At 72.7% G+C, this 17,833-nt stretch carries 13 protein-coding genes; 10 read left to right on the top strand and 3 right to left on the bottom strand.

Translation table 11 applies throughout. The features are described 5' to 3' along the window. Positions 1 to 13: 13 nt before the first annotated feature. Genes MBSD_RS14785 through MBSD_RS14775 form a run of 3 tightly spaced genes read right to left on the bottom strand, consistent with a single transcriptional unit; the run spans position 14 to position 3,424 of the window. Positions 14 to 1,411: a M20/M25/M40 family metallo-hydrolase gene (locus MBSD_RS14785; RefSeq protein ID WP_062538054.1), complete on the bottom strand. Its 1,398-nt coding sequence runs from the start codon at positions 1,409 to 1,411 to the stop codon at positions 14 to 16. Then, entirely contained in the window at positions 1,408 to 2,613 is a 1,206-nt protein-coding gene (gene pcaF / locus MBSD_RS14780; RefSeq protein ID WP_062538053.1) for a 3-oxoadipyl-CoA thiolase, read from the bottom strand. Before pcaF ends, MBSD_RS14785 begins: the two co-directional genes overlap by 4 nt. Next, entirely contained in the window at positions 2,606 to 3,424 is an 819-nt protein-coding gene (locus tag MBSD_RS14775) for an IclR family transcriptional regulator domain-containing protein (protein ID WP_062538052.1), read from the bottom strand. The genes pcaF and MBSD_RS14775 overlap by 8 nt, the downstream gene beginning before the upstream one ends. A 107-nt stretch (positions 3,425 to 3,531) precedes the next feature. On the opposite strand from MBSD_RS14775, the gene MBSD_RS14770 reads away from it, so the two are divergent. From MBSD_RS14770 to MBSD_RS14725, 10 genes are all read left to right on the top strand, one after another. After that, positions 3,532 to 4,851 carry an aminotransferase family protein gene (locus MBSD_RS14770; protein WP_062538051.1) on the top strand — a complete coding sequence of 440 codons (1,320 nt, stop codon included), beginning with the start codon at positions 3,532 to 3,534 and terminating at the stop codon, positions 4,849 to 4,851. A 9-nt stretch (positions 4,852 to 4,860) separates the two neighbouring features. Next, complete coding sequence (locus tag MBSD_RS14765) at positions 4,861 to 6,444, top strand: aldehyde dehydrogenase family protein (RefSeq protein ID WP_062538050.1); 1,584 nt, start codon at positions 4,861 to 4,863, stop codon at positions 6,442 to 6,444. Beyond that, the gene (locus MBSD_RS14760) at positions 6,441 to 7,295 is read left to right on the top strand and encodes a CoA transferase subunit A (RefSeq protein ID WP_062538049.1); all 855 of its coding nucleotides are present in this window, start codon (positions 6,441 to 6,443) and stop codon (positions 7,293 to 7,295) included. Before MBSD_RS14765 ends, MBSD_RS14760 begins: the two co-directional genes overlap by 4 nt. Continuing rightward, complete coding sequence (locus tag MBSD_RS14755; protein WP_062538048.1) at positions 7,292 to 8,077, top strand: CoA-transferase subunit beta; 786 nt, start codon at positions 7,292 to 7,294, stop codon at positions 8,075 to 8,077. The genes MBSD_RS14760 and MBSD_RS14755 overlap by 4 nt, the downstream gene beginning before the upstream one ends. Positions 8,078 to 8,103: 26 nt before the next feature. Continuing rightward, positions 8,104 to 9,438: an acetyl ornithine aminotransferase family protein gene (locus MBSD_RS14750; RefSeq protein WP_062538075.1), complete on the top strand. Its 1,335-nt coding sequence runs from the start codon at positions 8,104 to 8,106 to the stop codon at positions 9,436 to 9,438. 3 nt (positions 9,439 to 9,441) lie between these two features. After that, the gene (locus tag MBSD_RS14745; protein ID WP_062538047.1) at positions 9,442 to 11,985 is read left to right on the top strand and encodes a CehA/McbA family metallohydrolase; all 2,544 of its coding nucleotides are present in this window, start codon (positions 9,442 to 9,444) and stop codon (positions 11,983 to 11,985) included. A 143-nt stretch (positions 11,986 to 12,128) separates the two neighbouring features. Continuing rightward, positions 12,129 to 14,144 (top strand): S9 family peptidase, encoded by a 2,016-nt coding sequence (locus MBSD_RS14740; RefSeq protein WP_082306700.1) that lies wholly within the window; start codon positions 12,129 to 12,131, stop codon positions 14,142 to 14,144. A gap of 103 nt (positions 14,145 to 14,247) precedes the next feature. Further along, a complete protein-coding gene (locus tag MBSD_RS14735; RefSeq protein WP_062538045.1) occupies positions 14,248 to 15,318 on the top strand; it encodes an aromatic ring-hydroxylating oxygenase subunit alpha in 1,071 nt (356 codons plus the stop codon). Further along, the gene (locus tag MBSD_RS14730; protein ID WP_062538044.1) at positions 15,315 to 16,619 is read left to right on the top strand and encodes a Xaa-Pro dipeptidase; all 1,305 of its coding nucleotides are present in this window, start codon (positions 15,315 to 15,317) and stop codon (positions 16,617 to 16,619) included. The genes MBSD_RS14735 and MBSD_RS14730 overlap by 4 nt, the downstream gene beginning before the upstream one ends. Positions 16,620 to 16,767: 148 nt before the next feature. Further along, positions 16,768 to 17,833 (top strand): amino acid permease (locus MBSD_RS14725; protein WP_062538043.1); only part of this gene is annotated, 1,066 nt, incomplete at its 3' end.

The following is a 17,833-nucleotide window of genomic DNA, read 5'->3' as shown; positions in this document are numbered from 1 at the left end:
GCCCCTCAGCCCCTCACAACGCCTTCAGCAGTCGGTAGTCGAATTCCAGCGACCGGTAGTACGCGTCGACCAGGATGCGTTCGTCCTGGCCGTGGGAACGGTCGTCGTCGACGTCGTAGGCGATGCCGTTGAACACGTACGACGGCATGCCGGCCGCCCGCAGGAGCACGCTGTCGGACGCGCCCGCCGACATGTACGGCGACACCGGAATCTCCCCCCACATATCGTGCGCCACTTTGGCGATCTGCGCGAACAGCGCCGGATCGACCGGGCTGGGCGGGCTGGACTGCGGCGGCGCGACGCGGGCGAGCTCGACGGCGGGATCGGCGATGGCCTGCTTCAGCATCGCGTCGACGCGGTCGGGGTCCTCGTCCGGCAGGAGGCGGCAGTTGATCGTGGCGCGCGCCATCTGCGGCAGCGCGTTCTCGGCGTGCCCGCCCTCGACCAGGGTCGGCACGCAGGTGGTGCGCAGCTGCGCGTTGTTGTACGGCGAGGACGCCGCCAGCCGCGCCATCGCCGCGGGATCGGACGGCTCGCGGGCGACCGCGCGCATGTCGGCCGCCGTCGCGCCCGCGTAGTCCTTCGCCAGTGTGGCGTAGTAGCCGCGCGTGGCGGCGTTGCTGCGCAGCGGGAACTCGAGCGCGGACAGCCGCTCCAGCGCCTTCGCCAGCCTCACGATCGCGTTGTCGGCGGTCGGCAGCGAGCTGTGGCCGCCGGGGTTGCGCACGGTCAGCGTGTAGCTGAGATAGATCTTCTCCGCCGTCTCCACCGACAGCACCGCCACCTTGCCGCCGCGCAGCTCCGGGCCGCCGCCGTCGACGTTGATCGCATAGGCGGCGCGGATCAGCTCGGGCCGATGCGCCAGCAGCCACTGCACGCCGTTGCCGACGCCGTCTTCCTCGCCCGCGGTCAGGGCGAGGATGTAGTCGCCTCTCGGCACGAAACGCTCGCGGTGCAGGCGCAGCAGCGTCTCGACCAGACCGGCGCCGCCGCCCTTCACGTCCAGCGTGCCGCGGCCGTAGAAGTAGCCGTCGCGCTCGGTCAGCGCGAACGGATCGTAGTGCCAGTCCTCGCGCCGCGCCTCCACCACGTCGAGATGCGCCAGCAGCAGGATCGGCGGGCGTTCGCCGCGGCCGCGCAGGCGCACCACCAGGTTGCGGCGGCGCGGATCGTCGCCGACCACCTGCACGTCCGTCGGCGGAAAGCCGGCGTCGAGGAAGCGCCTGGCGAGTTTCTCTGCCGCCGGCGTGGTGCTGCCGTGGTCGGAAGTGGTGTCGACGGCGATCAGCTCGGCGAGCAGTTCGCGGCCCAGCACGCGGTCGGCCTTCGGCGCCGTGCCGGCGGCGCGGCCGGCCAGCGGCAGCAGCGCCGCGGCGGCGATGAGGGCATGCAGGCAAACGGTTCGGTTCATGATGGACGCTCCAATGCCATGGCCAGTCCCTGGCCGACGCCGACGCACAGGCTGACCAGCGCGCGGCGCTCGCGGTGGCGGCGCAGCGCGAACGCCGCGGTCATCGCCAGGCGCGCGCCGCTGGCGCCGAGCGGGTGGCCGAGCGCGATCGCGCCGCCGTTGGCGTTGACGTGCGCGGCATCGTCGGGCAGGTCGAGCGCGCGCGTGCACGCCAGCACCTGCGCGGCGAACGCCTCGTTGATCTCGATGCGGTCGAAATCGGCGAGGCCGAGGCCGGTGCGCGCCAGCAGCTTGCGGATCGCCGGCACCGGGCCGATGCCCATCACGCGCGGCGCGACGCCGGCCGAGGCCATGCCGACGACGCGCGCCAGCGGCTCGAGGCGGTGGCGCGCCAGCGCCCGCTCCGAGGCCAGCAGCAGCGCGGCGGCGCCGTCGTTGAGGCCGGAGGCGTTGCCCGCGGTGATGCTGGTGCCGGGACCGAGCAGCGGCTTCAGCGCGGCCAGCTTCTCCGCGCTGCTGTCGGGGCGCGGCGGCTCGTCGGCCTGCACCCGCACGGTTTCCTTGCCGCGCGGCGCGTCGACCGGCGTGATCTCCTCCGCCAGCCAACCTTGTCGTTGCGCGTGCGCCGCGCGCTGCTGGCTGCGCAGCGCGTAGGCGTCCTGGCTGTCGCGGTCGATGCGGTGCTCGCGCGCGAGGTTCTCCGCGGTCTGCGTCATCGAGTCGACGCCGTAGCCGCCCTGCATGCGCGGGTTGACCAGGCGCCAGCCGAGCGTGGTGTCCTCGAGCTGCTGGTCGCGGGCGAACGCGGTGCCGGCCTTGGCCATCACGTACGGCGCGCGGCTCATGCTCTCGACGCCGCCGGCGATCACCAGATCGGCCTCGCCGCAGGCGATCGCGCGCGCCGCCTGGCCGACGGCCTCGAGGCCGGAAGCGCACAGGCGGTTGACGGTGACGCCGGGAATCTCGCGCGGCAGCCCGGACAGCAGCACGGCCATGCGCGCGACGTTGCGGTTGTCCTCGCCGGCCTGGTTGGCGCAGCCGAGGATCACCTCGTCCAGCGCCGCGCGGTCCAGCGCCGGATGCCGCGCCATCAGCGCCGCGATCGGCAGCGCGGCGAGATCGTCGGCGCGCACGCCGGCCAGCGCGCCGCCGTGGCGGCCGAACGGCGTGCGCGTCGCGTCGACCAGGTAGGCGCTACCCATAGGCGTTCTTCATCGCCAGGTGCGGCAGCCAGCCGACGCGGCGGATCGCCTGCTCGATGGCCTGCTGCGTCTCGCGCATCGCCGGCAGGGTCTGCTTCACCGCGCGCGCCGGCGCCTCCTCGCCGTACGGCATGCCGACGTTCAGCGCGGCGACGACGCGGCCGTCGGCCGCATGGATCGGCACCGCGATCGAGCACAGGCCGGGCTCCAGTTCGCGCACCACCAGCGCATAGCCCTGCGCGCGCACGCGCTGCAGTTCCGCTTTCAGCGCGCTCGCCGTGCGGATCGTGTGCGGCGTATAGGCGCGGAACCTCTGCCCGCGCAGCCACGCCGCCAGCTCGGCTTCCGGCATGTCCGCCAGGATCGCGCGGCCCAGCGAGGTGGCGAACGCCGGCAGGCGCGCGCCCACGCCCAGCGCCACGCTCATCACGCGGCGCACCGGCACGCGCAGCACGTAGACCACGTCGCTGCCGTCCAGCACCGCCATCGAGCACGACTCGCCGACGCGCTGCGAGAGCTGCTCCATGCTCTGCTGCGCGAGTTCGGTCAGGTCCAGCGAGGACAGGTAGCTGTAGCCCAGTTCCAGCACGCGCGGCGTGAGGAAGAAGCTGCGGCTGCGGCTGCCGACGTAGCCGAGGTGCTGCAGGGTCAGCAACAGGCGGCGCGCCACCGCGCGCGACAGGCCGCTGCGTTCGGCGACCTGCGACAGGCTGGGGCTGGGCAGCTCGCGGTCGAAAGCGCGCAGCACCATCAGGCCGCGCGCCAGCGATTGCACGTAGTCCGCACTTTCCTCGAAAGGCTTCGGTGCCATGTGTCGGCCGGCGCATTGACAGGCCGAGCGTAGAAGGATTCCAATGGGTTCGCAATACGAATTTTTGTTCGATAATCGAACATTGCGGACCCGGGGAGGGGGCGCGCTTGGCGAGCGAACGCGACAGCGTCCTGCACAGCTGGTGCGTGCAGGCGGAATGGCATGCGCCGACCGTGGTCGGCGGCCGCGGCGCCTGGCTGGAACTGGAGGACGGCCGCCGCGTGCTCGACATGAGCAGCCTGGCCGAGTGCAGCAACCTCGGCCACCAGCACCCCGCGGTGGTGGAAGCGATCCGCCGCCAGGCCGAGCGGCTCTGCTTCGTCACCGCCGCCTGGGGCGCGCGGCCGCGCGCCGAGCTGGCCGCGGCGCTGCTGGAAAAATCCGGCTTCGCCGGCGGACGCGTGTTCTTCACGCTGGCCGGCGCCGACGCCAACGAGCACGCGGTGAAATTCGCGCGTCAGGCCGGCGGCAAGCCGCGCGGGCGCATCGTCACCCGCGATCGCTCCTACCACGGCGCCAGCTACGCCTGCATGGCCCTGTCCGGCGATGCGCGCACGCGCGCGCAGGCCGACCCCGCGGCCTTCGGCGTGCTGCAGGTGCCGCCGCCCTACGCCTATCGCTGCCCGTTCGGCAGCGCGGATGCGCGGGACTGCGGCGAGCGCGCGGCCGCGGCCGTCGCCGAGGCGATCGACCGCGCCGGCGCGGACGGCGTGGCCGCCGTGCTGATGGAGCCGGACGCCGGCACCAACGGCATCGTCGCGCCGGACAGCTACTGGCCGGCGCTGCGCCAGGCCACCCGCGCGCGCGGCGTCTACCTGATCGCCGACGAGGTGATGAGCGGCTTCGGCCGTTGCGGCGAATGGTTCGCCTGGCAGCGCCACGGCGAGGCCGGCCGGCCCGACCTGATGACGCTGGCGAAAGGCCTGACCGGCGCGCACCTGCCGCTCGGCGCGGTGGTACTGTCGGCGGAGGTCGCCGCGAAGCTGCAGCACGAGATGCTCTATACCGGCCTGACCTACTGCGGGCACCCCCTGTCCTGCGCGGCTGGGCTGGCCGCGCTGCGCGCCTACGAGGACGAGGACCTGATCGCGCGCTCGCGCACGCTGGGCGCGCGTCTGCTCGCCGAACTGCAGGCGCTGCAGGCGCGCCATCCGGTGATCGGCGACGTGCGCGGCGGCCATGGCCTGTTCGCCGTGCTGGAACTGGTCGCCGACCGCGCGACGCGCGCGCCGCTGGCGCCGTGGCCGCAGACCGCGCCCGCGCTGCGCGCGCTCGTCGACGCGGCGATGGCCGAGGGCGTGTCCTTCGCCACGCGCGGCAACCTGATCCTGCTGGCGCCGCCGCTGGTGATCGAGGAGCGGGCGCTGGCCGACGCGCTCTCGCTGCTGGACCGCCTGCTGGCGCGCTTCTTCCCCTCCGCTTCCTGAGGAGAGCCGATGAGCTTCCGCCTCACCTACGCCACCATGCACAACTCGCCGGAAGCGATGCACGAGCGCTTCGAGGCCGCGCTGGCGCGCGTCGAAGCCGCGCTGGGCGCGCGCCACCCGCTGTTCATCGCCGGCGCCGACCGCGACGCCGCGCAACACGCCGACCGCCGCAGCCCGATCGACACGCAACTGCGCCTCGGCGAGTTCGCGCTGGCCGACGACACCGACGTCGACGCGGCGATGGCCGCGGCGCGCGACGCCTTCCCGGCGTGGCGCGCGACGCCGGTCGCCGAGCGCGCGCGGCTGCAGCGCCGCGTCGGCGACCTGCTCGCCGAGCGCGTCTACGACATCGCCGCGGCGATGGTGCTCGAAGTCGGCAAGAACCGCATGGAGGCGCTGGGCGAGACGCAGGAAACGGTCGACTTCTTCCACCACTACGCCGACGACTTCGAGCGCAACGCCGGCTACGCGCACACGTTGCCCGACGACCCGATCGAAGGCTACGCCTCGCACAACGCCAGCGTGATGCGCCCGTACGGCGTGTGGGTGGTGATCGCGCCGTTCAACTTCCCGCTGGCGCTGGCCGGCGGGCCGACGGCGGCGGCGCTGGTCACCGGCAACACGGTGGTGCTGAAGGGCGCCAGCGACACGCCCTGGGCCGGCCGTCTGCTGGCCGACTGCATCCGCGACGCCGGCCTGCCGCCGGGCGTGTTCAACTACCTGTCCGGCTCCGGCCGCGAGGCCGGCGAGGCGCTGGTGCGGCATCCGCTGACCGCCGGCATCACCTTCACCGGTTCGGTGGCGGTCGGCCGCCACATCATGCAGCAGATGGCCGCCGGCGCCTGGCCGCGGCCGTGCATCGCCGAGATGGGCGGCAAGAATCCGTGCATCGTCACCGAGCGCGCCGACCTCGACCGCGCCGCCGCCGGCATCGTGCGTTCCGCCTACGGCATGGGCGGCCAGAAGTGCTCGGCGCTGTCGCGGCTGTACGTGCACGAGCGCGTGGCCGACGCCCTGCTCGAGCGCCTGCGGCAGCAGATCGCCGCGATCCGCGTCGGCGATCCGCGCCGCCGCGAGCACTGGCTCGGGCCGGTGATCAACGCCAACGCCTACGCCAGCTACGCGCGTTATGCAGGCGAGCTGCGCAACGGCGGCGCGCACCTGCTCTGCGGTGGCGCGCAGCTCGGCCAGGGTAGCGGCGGCCCCGCCGCCTTGGCGCGCGGCTATTACGTCGAGCCGCTGCTGGCCGAGGCGCCGTTGGCGCATCCGCTGTGGCAGCACGAGATGTTCCTGCCGATCCTGATGCTGCACCGTTACCGCGACCGCGACGAGGCGATGCGCCTCGCCAACGACACGCCGATGGGCCTGACCGCCGGCTTCTTCGGCGGCGCCGACGAGGTGGCGTGGTTCCAGGACCACATCGAGGCCGGCGTGACCTACGCCAACCGTCCGCAGGGCGCCACCACCGGCGCCTGGCCGGGCTACCAGCCGTTCGGCGGCTGGAAGGGCTCCGGCTCCACCGGCAAGGCGATCGCCTCGTTCTACTACCTGGCGCAGTACCTGCGCGAGCAGTCGCGCACGGTGGTCGAATGAGCGCAGCCATCCTGTCGCTAGCCGAGGCGATCGAGCGCTACGTCGCCGACGGCGCCAGCGTCGCGCTGGAAGGCTTCACCCACTTGATCCCGTTCGCCGCCGGCCACGAGATCATCCGCCAGCGCAAGCGCGAGCTGCACCTGATCCGCATGACGCCGGACCTGGTCTACGACCAGATGATCGGCATGGGCTGCGCGCGCAAGCTGACGTTCTCCTGGGGCGGCAATCCCGGCGTCGGCTCGCTGCACCGGCTGCGCGACGCGGTCGAGCACGGCTGGCCGCGGCCGCTGGAACTGGACGAGCACAGCCACGCCGGCATGGCCGCGGCGTTCTGCGCCGGCGCGGCGCAGCTGCCGTTCGGCATGCTGCGCGGCTACATCGGCACCGACCTGCCGGCGCACAACCCGAACATCCGCCGCGTCGAATGCCCGTTCACCGGCGAGATGCTGGCGGCGGTGCCGGCGATCAACCCGGACGTCACCATCCTGCACGCGCAGCGCGCCGACCGCGCCGGCAACGTCGCCATCGACGGCATCGTCGGCGCGGCGCGCGAGGCGGCGCTGGCGGCGAAGACGCTGGTCGTCACCGTCGAGGAGCTCGTCGACGCGCTGCCGCCGGCGATGAACGGGATCGTGCTGCCGCACTGGGTGGTCGGCGCGGTCGTGCCCTGCCGCGGCGGCGCCTATCCGTCCTACGCGCACGGCCACTACGCGCGCGACAACGCCTTCTACCAGCGCTGGGACGCGATCGCCCGCGAGCGCGGCAGTTTCCTCGCCTGGATGGAGGAGCACGTGCTGGGCACGCGCGACCACCACGCGTTCCTCGCCCGCCTGCAGCAGGAGGCCGCATGAGCGCGTGCACGCGCGACGAATGGATGACGGTGGCGGCGGCGCGCCTGCTGCGCGACCGCAGCGTGTGCTTCGTCGGCATCGGCCTGCCCAGCGCGGCCTGCAACCTGGCGCGGCTGACGCATGCGCCGGAGATCGTGCTGATCTACGAATCCGGCACCATCGGCACGCGCCCGCAGGTGCTGCCGCTGTCGATCGGCGACGGCGAGCTGGCCGAGACCGCGGCCTGCGTGGTGCCGCTGCCGGAGGTCTTCAGCTACTACCTGCAGGCCGGCCGCATCGACGTCGGCTTCCTCGGCGCCGCGCAGATCGACCGCCACGGCAACCTCAACAGCACGGTGATCGGCCCCTACGGCGCGCCGAAGACGCGCCTGCCCGGCGCCGGCGGCGCGCCGGAGATCGCCCTGCACGCGCGCCAGGTGTTCGTGATGGCGCGGGCGACGAAGCGCAGCTTCGTCGAGCGCCTCGATTTCCGCACCAGCGCCGGCTACCTCGACGGCCACGGCGCGCGCGCGCGCCTCGGCGCCGCAGGCGGCGGCCCGCGCGCGGTGATCACCGACTTCGGCATGCTGGCGCCGCATCCGCAGAGCGAGGAACTGCAGCTCGTCGCGCTGTTCGCCGACGCCAGCGTCGAGGAGGCGCGCGCCGCGGTCGGCTGGCCGCTCGGCGTCGCCGACCGCATCGACACCATCGCCGCACCCACCGCGCTCGAACTCGACACCCTGCGCGCGTTGAACGCACGCACCCGCGAGGCGCATGCCCGCCCCGTGCGCATTCCCCTGTGAACCGGAGCCACGCCGTGAATGCCGCCATGAAGTCCGTCCACATCAAGACCGCGCTGCCCGGCCCCAAGGCGCAGGCGCTGATCGCCCGCGACGCCGAGGTGAGCTCGCCGTCCTATCCGCGCGACTATCCGTTCGCAATGTCGCACGGCCGCGGCACCGTGGTCTGGGACGTCGACGGCAACCGCTTCCTCGACTTCGCCGCCGGCATCGCCGTGTGTTCGACCGGCCACGCGCACCCGCAGGTGGTCGACGCGGTGAAGGGCGCGGCCGACCGCTTCCTGCACATCTCCAGCGACTACTGGCACGAGGAGATGACCGCGCTGGGCGAGCGCCTGGCGCGGTTGGCGCCGATGCGCACGCTGGCCGGCGAGCCGGCGATGAGCTTCCTCTGCCAATCCGGCACCGAGGCGGTGGAAGGCGCGCTGAAGCTGGCGCGCTACGTCACGCGGCGGCCGCGCTACCTCGGCTTCCTCGGCGGCTTCCACGGCCGCACCATGGGCTCGCTGTCGTTCACCTCCAGCAAGTACACGCAGCAGCTCGGCTTCGCGCCGACCATGCCGGGCGTGACGCACGTGCCGTTCCCCAATCCGTACCGGCCGCTGTTCGCCGGCGCCGACCAGGGCAAGGCCGTGCTCGACTACATCCGTCTGCTGTTCGAGCGCAGCGTGCCCGCCGCCGAGGTCGCCGCGATCCTGGTCGAGCCGATCCAGGGCGAAGGCGGCTACCTGGTGCCGCCGGACGGTTTCCTCGCCGGCCTGCGCGCGCTGTGCGACGAGCACGGCATCCTGCTGATCTTCGACGAAGTGCAGGCCGGCGTCGGCCGCACCGGCAAGATGTTCGCCTGCGAACACTGGGGCGTGGCGCCCGACATCATGACGCTGGCGAAGGGCCTCGGTTCCGGCCTTCCGATCGGCGCGGTGGTGGCGAAGCGCTCGATCATGTCGCAGTGGAAGCGCGGCGCGCACGGCAACACCTACGGCGGCAATCCGCTGGCCTGCGCCGCGGCCAACGCCACGCTCGATCTGGTCGCCGAAGGCCTGGCCGACAACGCCGCGCGGGTCGGCGCGCATTTCATGCAGCGCCTCGGCGAACTGGCGCGCGACTATCCCTGCATCGGCGAGGTACGCGGCCGCGGCCTGATGATCGGCATGGAGCTGATCGAGAACGATGCCGAGCGCACGCCGGCGCGCGCGTTGTGCGAGGCGGTGATCACGCGCGCCTTCCACAACGGCCTGCTGCTGCTCGCCTGCGGCGCCAGCACGGTGCGCTTCATGCCGCCGCTGACGGTCGGCATCGGCGAGGTCGACGAGGCGATCGAACTGCTGCGCGCCAGCCTCGACCAGGCCTTGGCCGGAGCCTGAGCGATGCGCCGCGGCCTCGCCCTGCTCGCCCTGTGCCTCCTCGCGGACGCGGCGCAGGCCGCGCGCGAGCCCGTGCTGAAGCAGGTCGACCTGCCGCACAGCTACTACTGGCGCGAGCTGTACCTGCCGCAGCTCACCGCCGGCCCCTCGGCGGCGACCTGGCTGCCCGACGGCGAGACGCTGGTCTACAGCATGGGCGGCTCGCTGTGGCGGCAGCGGATCGGCGACGACACCGCCGTCGAACTGACCCACGCCGCGCGCGCCTACGACTACCAGCCGGATGCCGCGCGCGACGGCCGCAGCGTGGTGTTCGCGCGCTACGACGGCAACGCCATCGAGCTGTGGCGGCTGGACCTCGTCAGCGGCCGCGAGCAGCGGCTGACCTCCGGCGGCGCGGTCAACGTCGAGCCGCGGCTGTCGCCGGACGGCACGCGGCTGGCCTGGGTGTCGACGCAGGGCAGCGGCCACTTCAACCTGTTCGTCGCCGGCATCGACGCGCGGGGTCTGCACGGGGCTCACATGCTGCTCGGCGAACGCAAGAGCGCGCTCGACCGCTACTACTACTCGGCCTACGACCACGCGATCAATCCGGCGTGGTCGCCGGACGGCACGACGCTCTACTACGTCGGCAATCCGGAGATCGGCTGGGGCACCGGCGACCTGTGGGCGGTGCCGGTGGACGATCCCGCCAGGCGCCGGCGGGTGCTCAGCGAAGAAACGAACTGGAGCGCGCGCCCCGAGCCCGCGCCGGACGGCAAGCGCCTGCTCTACGCCAGCTACCACGGCCGCCAGCACCAGCAGCTGTGGCTGACCACGCCCGGCGGCGCGGCGCCGCTGCCGCTGACCTTCGGCGACTTCGACCGCCGCAACGCGCGCTGGTCGCCGGACGGCGCACGCATCGCCTACGTCGACAACCGCGACGGCAACACCGCGCTGCGCGTGATGGACGTGCCGGGCGGCGCAACGCACGACGTGGTGGCGAAGCATCGCGCGACCCGCCTGCCGCAGGCGCATCTGGTGCTCGACATCGTCGACGAGCACGGCGCGCGCACGCCGGCGCGCGTGGCCGTGCTGGCCGGCGACGGCCGCGCCTATGCGCCGGACGACGCCTGGATGCACGCCGACGACGGCTTCGACCGCAAGCTGCAGGCGGCGGAAACGCACTACTTCCACTGCACCCCGCCCTGCGCGCTGGAGCTGCCGGCGGGCAAGGCCGCGATCCGGGTGCAGCGCGGTTTCGCCTACGCGCCGTGGCGCGAGACGGTGCGCCTGGACGCAGGCCGCGCGACGACGCTGCGCGCCGAACTGCGGCCGCAGCGCCTGCCCGCCGCGTTCGGCGGCTTCGTCAGCGCCGACCTGCACATCCACATGAACTACGGCGGCCACTACCGCAACACGCCGGCGCACCTCGCCCTGCAGGCGCGCGCGGAAGACCTCGACATCGCCTGGGACCTGGTGGTGAACAAGGAGGAGCGCGTGCCCGACATCGCCGCGTTCCGCACCGGCGCCGATCCGGCAAGCACCGCGCAGACGCTGGTGTTGCACGGGCAGGAGTACCACACCAGCTTCTGGGGCCATCTCGGCCTGCTGAACCTCGCCGACCATTTCCTGACCCCGGACTTCGCCGCCTACCGGCACACGGCGATGGCCAGCCCCTATCCCACCAACGCCGCGGTCGCCGACCTCGCCCACGCGCAGGGCGCGCTGGTCGGCTACGTGCATCCGTTCGACGTGCTGCCCGATCCCGCGCGCGACGCCGTGCTCAGCAACGAACTGCCCGCCGACGTGATCGCGGGCAAGGTCGACTACATCGAGGTGATGGGCTTCTCCGACCACAAGGCGACGGCGCAGGTGTGGTATCGGCTGCTGAACCTCGGTTTCCGCCTGCCCACCGGCGCCGGCACCGACGCCATGGCCAACTACGCTTCGCTGCGCGGTCCGGTCGGGCTGAACCGCGTGTTCCTCGACACCGGCGGCCGGCGCGACGCCGCCGCGGCGACGGCCGCGCTGAAGGCCGGCCACGGCTTCGCCAGCAACGGCCCGCTGCTGGGGCTCTTGATCGACGGTGCCAGGCCGGGCGACACGCTGGCCGCGCCCGGCAGGCACCGCTACCGCGTCGCGCTGCGCTCGCCGGTGGCGGTCGAACATCTGGAACTGGTGCAGAACGGCAAGGTCGTGAAGGCCTTCGCGCTGCGCGGCGACCGCCGCAGCCTCGACGCCGAGGGCGTCATCGACCTCGCCGGCGGCTGGGTGCTGCTGCGCGCCTGGAACGACGGCGCCGATCCCGAGGTGTTCGACCTCTACCCCTACGCCACCACCAATCCCGTGTGGATCGGCGACCGCGTGCGCGCGCCGGACGCGCGGGAGGACGCCGCCTGGTTCGCCGCCTGGCTGACGCGCACGCTCGAGGCCGCCGCCGCGCGCGACGACTACGACACCGCCGACGAGAGACGCATCACGCTGGATTACCTGCGCCGCGCGCGCGACGCCTACCGCGCGCTGGCGGACGGCGGCGCGGATGCCGCATCGACCGCGGAGGCCCGATGAACGACCTTTCCCGCCCGGCCCTGGCGCTGCCGCCGTCCGTCCGGCGGCAGGAAGTTTGGCCGTCCGCACCGGGCACCTCGGCGCGCGCCCTTCGACCCCGCGCCTGTGGCGCTACGCTCAGGGCGAGCGGACGCAAGCTCGTGATGATCGTTTCAATGCTGCTGGCGGCCGCGCACTCGCCTGCCCGCGCCGACGACGCGCGCTTCGGCGTCGCCGATCTCGACCGCCTGGCCGACGTGGCCGAACCGGCGGTATCGCGCGACGGCCGCTACGTCGTCTACACCGTCACCACCGCCGACCTCGAACGCGACCAGCCGCAATCCGACCTGTGGCGCGTGCGCTGGGACGGCGGGGCGCCGGTGCAGCTGACGCACACGCCGGACGCCGACGAATCGCGGCCGCAGTGGTCGGCCGACGGCAAGTGGATCGCCTTCCTGTCCGACCGCAAACGCGGCGGGGAGCAGGACGGCGAGGAGGCGAAGCCGCAGGTCTGGCTGATGCCCGCCGACGGCGGCGAGGCGCGGCGCGTCACCGACCTTCCCGGCGGCGTCGAGGACTTTGCGCTGTCGCCCGACGGCACGCGCATCGCGGCGATCGCCTTCGATCCGGAATTCCCGCCCGGCGCGAAGAAGCCGAAGAACCCGCCGCCCATCGTCACCGAACGCTTCCAGTTCAAGGACGACGACAGCGGCTGGCTGGGCGCGCGCCGCAAGCACCTGTATCTGGTCGACGTCGCCGGCGGCAAGGCGACCCTGCTGACGCCCGGCGCGCACGACGAGCAGTTGCCGGCGTGGTCGCCGGACGGCAAGTCGATCGCCTACGTCACCAAGCGCGGCGCCGATCCGGACCGGCACCTGAACTACGACATCTACGTGATCGCCGCGCAGGCCGGCGCCAGGGAGCACCAGCTCACCACCTTCCCGGGCGCGGACCTCGATCCGTACTGGGAGACGCGCCCGGCATGGAGCCCGGACGGCAAGCGCATCGCCTACCTGCGGAGCGGCGAGGACAAGTGGATCTACTACGCGCCCTGGCAGCTCGCGGTGGTCGACGTCGCCAGCGGCAAGGCCGCGCTGCCGGCGCCGATCGACCGCTGCTTCACCAAGCCGCGCTGGGCGCCGGACGGTCGCAGCATCTACGCGCTCATCGAGCAGGCGGAAACGACGCACCTGTCGCGCATCGACGTGGCGAGCGGCAAGATCGTCGCGCTGACGTCCGGCGAACGCTTCGACGCCGACCTCGACGTCGCGGGCGACGGCCGCATCGTCGTGCTGGGCGGCGACGACACGCATCCCCACGCGCTGGCCGCAGTCGAGCGCGGCCGCCTGCGCACGCTGGCCGATCCCAACGCCTGGCTGCGCGGGAAGCGCCTGGCCTCGGCCGAGACCTTGCGCTTCCGCGGCGCCGACGGCACGCCGCTGCACGCGCTGCTGGTCAAGCCGCTGGACTACGTGGCGGGCCGGCGCTATCCGACCATCGTGCGCGTGCACGGCGGCCCGGTGTACCAGTTCAGCCACGAGTTCATGCCCGACTGGCAGGTGTACGCGGCGCACGGCTACGCGGTGCTGGCGGTCAACCCGCGTGGCAGCTCCGGCCGCGGCTTCGACTTCGCGCGGGCGATCTACGCCGACTGGGGCGACAAGGATGCGCAGGACGTGCTGGCCGGCGTCGACCACGCCGTCGCGCTCGGCATCGCCGATCCCGACCGCCTCGGCCTCGGCGGCTGGAGCTACGGCGGCATCCTCACCGACCAGATCATCGCGCGCGACGCGCGCTTCAAGGCCGCGATCAGCGGCGCCGGCTCGGGCAACATGTACGGCATGTACGGCGACGACGAGTACGCGCGCGAGTACGAACTCGAACTCGGCACGCCGTGGGACCACCGCGAGGCCTGGGACCGCGCCAGCTACCCCTTCCTGCACGCCGACCGCATCGACACGCCCAGCCTGTTCCAGTGCGCCGAGCGCGACTTCAACGTGCCCTGCATCGGCGCCGAGCAGATGTACCAGGCGCTGCGCTCGCGCGGCGTGCCGACCGAGCTGGTGGTCTACCCCGGCCAGCACCACGGCCTGACCGTGCCGAGTTACCTGCGCGACCGCATGCAGCGCAACCTCGACTGGTACGACCGCTTCCTGAAACCCGGCGAGGGCAGCCGATGAAGACCGCCGCATCGGCGTGCCGCGCGCGGCCGTGCGCCGGAACGTGGATACTGCTCGACTCGGCGCATCGCCGCCGACCTTGCCTTGCCTCGTGGAGACCCGCATGCAGGCCGATCCGTTGATCGAACCCCTCGACCGCGCGCACGCGCTGCCGGCGCGCTACTACGTCGGCGAGGCGATGCTGGCGATGGAGCGCCGCGCGGTATTCGCGCGCAGCTGGCAGCTGGTCGCGCACCGGCACCAGCTCGCCGAGCCCGGCGACCACGTGGTCGAGGCAATCGCCGGCACGCCGGTGCTGCTGGTGCGCGGCCAGGACGGCGTGCTGCGCGCTTTCCCCAACGTCTGCCGCCACCGCGCCGGCCCGCTGGCGCTGTGCAACGGCAAGGGCGCGCGCGCCCTGCACTGCAAATACCACGGCTGGACCTACACGCTGGAAGGCCGGTTGCGCAGCGCGCCGGAGATGCAGGGCGCGGCCGACTTCCGCGTCGAGGACATCCGCCTGCCGCCGCTGCGCGTGCACGAATGGCAGGGTCTGGTGTTCGTCGCGCTGCGCGAGGACGTGCCGGCATTCGCGGCGGTCTACGGCGGCATCGCCGAGCGCATCGCGCCGATCGACCTGGCGGCGATGCGCTTCCACCGCCGCGACAGCTACGAGGTCGCCTGCAACTGGAAGGTCTACGTCGACAACTTCCTGGAGGGCTACCACCTGCCGCACGTGCACCCGGGGCTGTCGAAGGTGCTGGACTACCGCGTCTACGACACCGAGCTGTTCGACTGGCATTCGCTGCAGTCCTCGCCGCTGCGCAACAGCAGCGATATCTACGGCGACGGCCGGGCCTACTACTACTTCGTCTATCCCAACGTGATGCTCAACATCATGCCGGGCCGGCTGCAGACCAACCGCATCCTGCCGCTGGGACCCGATCGCTGCCGCGTCGAGTTCGACTACTACTACGCGCAGGACGAAGCCGCGCAGGCGCGCATCGCCGCCGACGCCTCCTTCAGCGACGAGGTGCAGCGGGAGGACATCGCCATCTGCGAGGCCGTGCAGAAGGGTCTCGCCTCCGGCACCTACGAGGCCGGCCGGCTCTGCCCCAAGCGCGAGAGCGGCGTCTGGCATTTCCACAACCTGTTGCGCGCCGCCTACGCCGACGCCGCCGGAGAGCGCGCATGAAGCTGCGCTCGACGTTCCTGCTGTTCGCGCTGGCGGCGCTGGCCGCCGCGCACGCCGCCGCGGATTCCGCTGCCGACGCGCGCACCGTGGTGCGCGCCGGCCGCCTGCTCGACGTCGACGGCGGCCGCATGCTCGCCGATCAGGCGGTGACGATCGAGCGCGGCAAGGTCGTCGCCGTGCGGCCGTGGTCGGCCGACGCCGCCGGAGGCGCGCGCGTGCTCGACTGGTCGGCCTGGACCGTGGTGCCCGGCCTGATGGACATGCACACGCACATCGCCGAGGAAGCCGAGACCGCCGACGCCGCCGCGCCGCTGAAGACCAGCCCGGCGCGCCAGGCCTTCATCGGCGCGATGAACGCGCGCAAGACCCTGCAGGCCGGCTTCACCACCGTGCGCGACGTCGGCGTGTACCGCGGCTTCGCCGACATCGAACTGCGCGATGCGATCGACGCCGGGCTGATCCCCGGGCCGCGCATGTTCGTCGCCGGCGCCTACATCACCGTGCCCGGCGGCGGCGGCGAGATCACCGACATGCCGGCCGGCACGGTGGTGCCGCCGGAGTTCCGCCAGGGCGTGTCGAAAGGCGTGGACGACGTGCGCAGGCACGTCGACTTCATCCTCGACCACGGCGCCGACCTGATCAAGGTGATCGCCACCGGCGCCGTGCTCACCGCCGGCACCGAGCCCGGCCAGCCGGAATACAGCGAGGCCGAGATCCGCGCCGCCGTGGAGGAAGCGGCGAAACGCGGCAAGTTCGTCGCCGCGCACGCGCACGGCGCCGAGGGCATCAAGCGCGCGGTGCGCGCCGGCGTGCGCTCGATCGAGCACGGCTCGCTGATCGACGACGAAGGCATCGCCTTGATGGTCAAGCACGGCACCTGGCTGGTCGCCGACATCTACGACGGCGACTACATCGAGGCGGTCGGCCGCCGCGACGGCTGGTCGGCGGAGATCCTGCGCAAGAACGAGGAGACCACCGAGGCGCAGCGCGAAGGTTTCCGCAAGGCGGTCGAGGCCGGCGTGCACATCGCCTTCGGCACCGACGCCGGCGTCTACCCGCACGGCGAGAACGCGCGCCAGTTCGCCTACATGGTGCGCTGGGGCATGACGCCGCTGCAGGCGATCCGCTCGGCCACCATCGACGCCGCGCGTCTGCTCGGCAAGGAGCGGGAACTGGGGTCGCTCGCGCCGGGCAAGGCCGCCGATCTCGTCGCGGTGGCCTGCGATCCGCTGCAGGACATCGAATGCCTGCGCCAGGTGCGCGGCGTGATCAAGGCCGGACGGCCGGTGCCTCTCGACTGATGGCCCTGTTCGAGTATTGCCGTCTGGTCAGCGATCGCAAAGCAACGCCGCGCCGCGCGCGTGACGCCTTTCCCCTCTCCCCGGCGGGGAAAGGGGGCGACATGCAACGCGCTGGCACCCGACAACCCCCGACCGAACGAGGGCGCACATGAACGACGGCGGCAAAATCGGCTTCTGGACCTGCACCGCGCTGGTCGTGGGCAACGTGATCGGCATCGGCATCTTCCTGCTGCCGTCGTCGCTGGCGCCTTACGGCTTCAACGCGCTGATCGGCTGGACCATCACCCTGCTCGGCTGCGTGGCGCTGGCGCGGGTGTTCTCCTGCCTCGCGCGCGCCCTGCCGCAGGCGGACGGTCCCTACGCCTACGTGCGCGGCACGCTCGGCGAGACGACCGCCTACATGGCGCTGTGGGCGTACTGGGTCTCGGTGTGGCTGACCAACGCCGCGCTGGCGACCGGCGCGATCGGCTACCTGACCGCGGTGATCCCGCAGCTCGGCGCGCTGCGCCCGGACCTGCTGGCGATCGGCCTGCTGTGGCTCTTCGTCGCCGTCAACCTGTTCGGCCTGCGCTCGGGCGGCGGCGTGCAGATCGTCACCACCGCGCTGAAGCTGCTGCCGATGGCGGCGATCGCGCTGCTCGGCGGCTGGGTGTTGCTGAGCACGCCGCAGGCGTACGTCGCGCAGCCGCCGCCGACGCCGGTCGCGCTGCGCGAGGTGATGGCGGCCTCGACCATCGCGCTGTTCGCCATGCTCGGCATCGAGTCGGCCAGCGTGCCGGCCTCGCGCGTCGACGACCCGGCGCGCACGATCCCGCGCGCGACCATGGCCGGCACCGTGCTGACCGCGTTGATCTACATCGTCGTCTCCGCCGTGCCGCTGCTGCTGATCCCGCAGCAGGAGCTCGGCGCCTCCAGCGCGCCGTTCGCGCTGGTGATGGACCGCTTCGGCGGCGCCGGCATCGGCCGCTGGCTGGCGCTGTTCGTGGTGATCAGCGGACTCGGCTGTCTGAACGGCTGGACCCTGCTGATCGGCCAGCTCACCCGCTCGATGGCCGCGAGCGGCGCGCTGCCGGCGGCGCTGGCGCGCGGCAACCGCCACGGCGCGCCGGCGCTGGCGCTGGTCGTCACCGCGGTGCCCGCGTCGGTGATGGCGTGGATGAGCTACAACAAGTCGCTGGTCGACGCCTTCACCTTCATCAGCCGCGTGGTGACCG

Source organism: Mizugakiibacter sediminis (assembly GCF_000953855.2).
GTDB classification, from domain to species: Bacteria; Pseudomonadota; Gammaproteobacteria; order Xanthomonadales; family Rhodanobacteraceae; genus Mizugakiibacter; species Mizugakiibacter sediminis.
The sequence above is the reverse complement of the archived record's forward strand: the minus strand, read 5'-3'. Positions and strand labels throughout refer to the sequence as shown.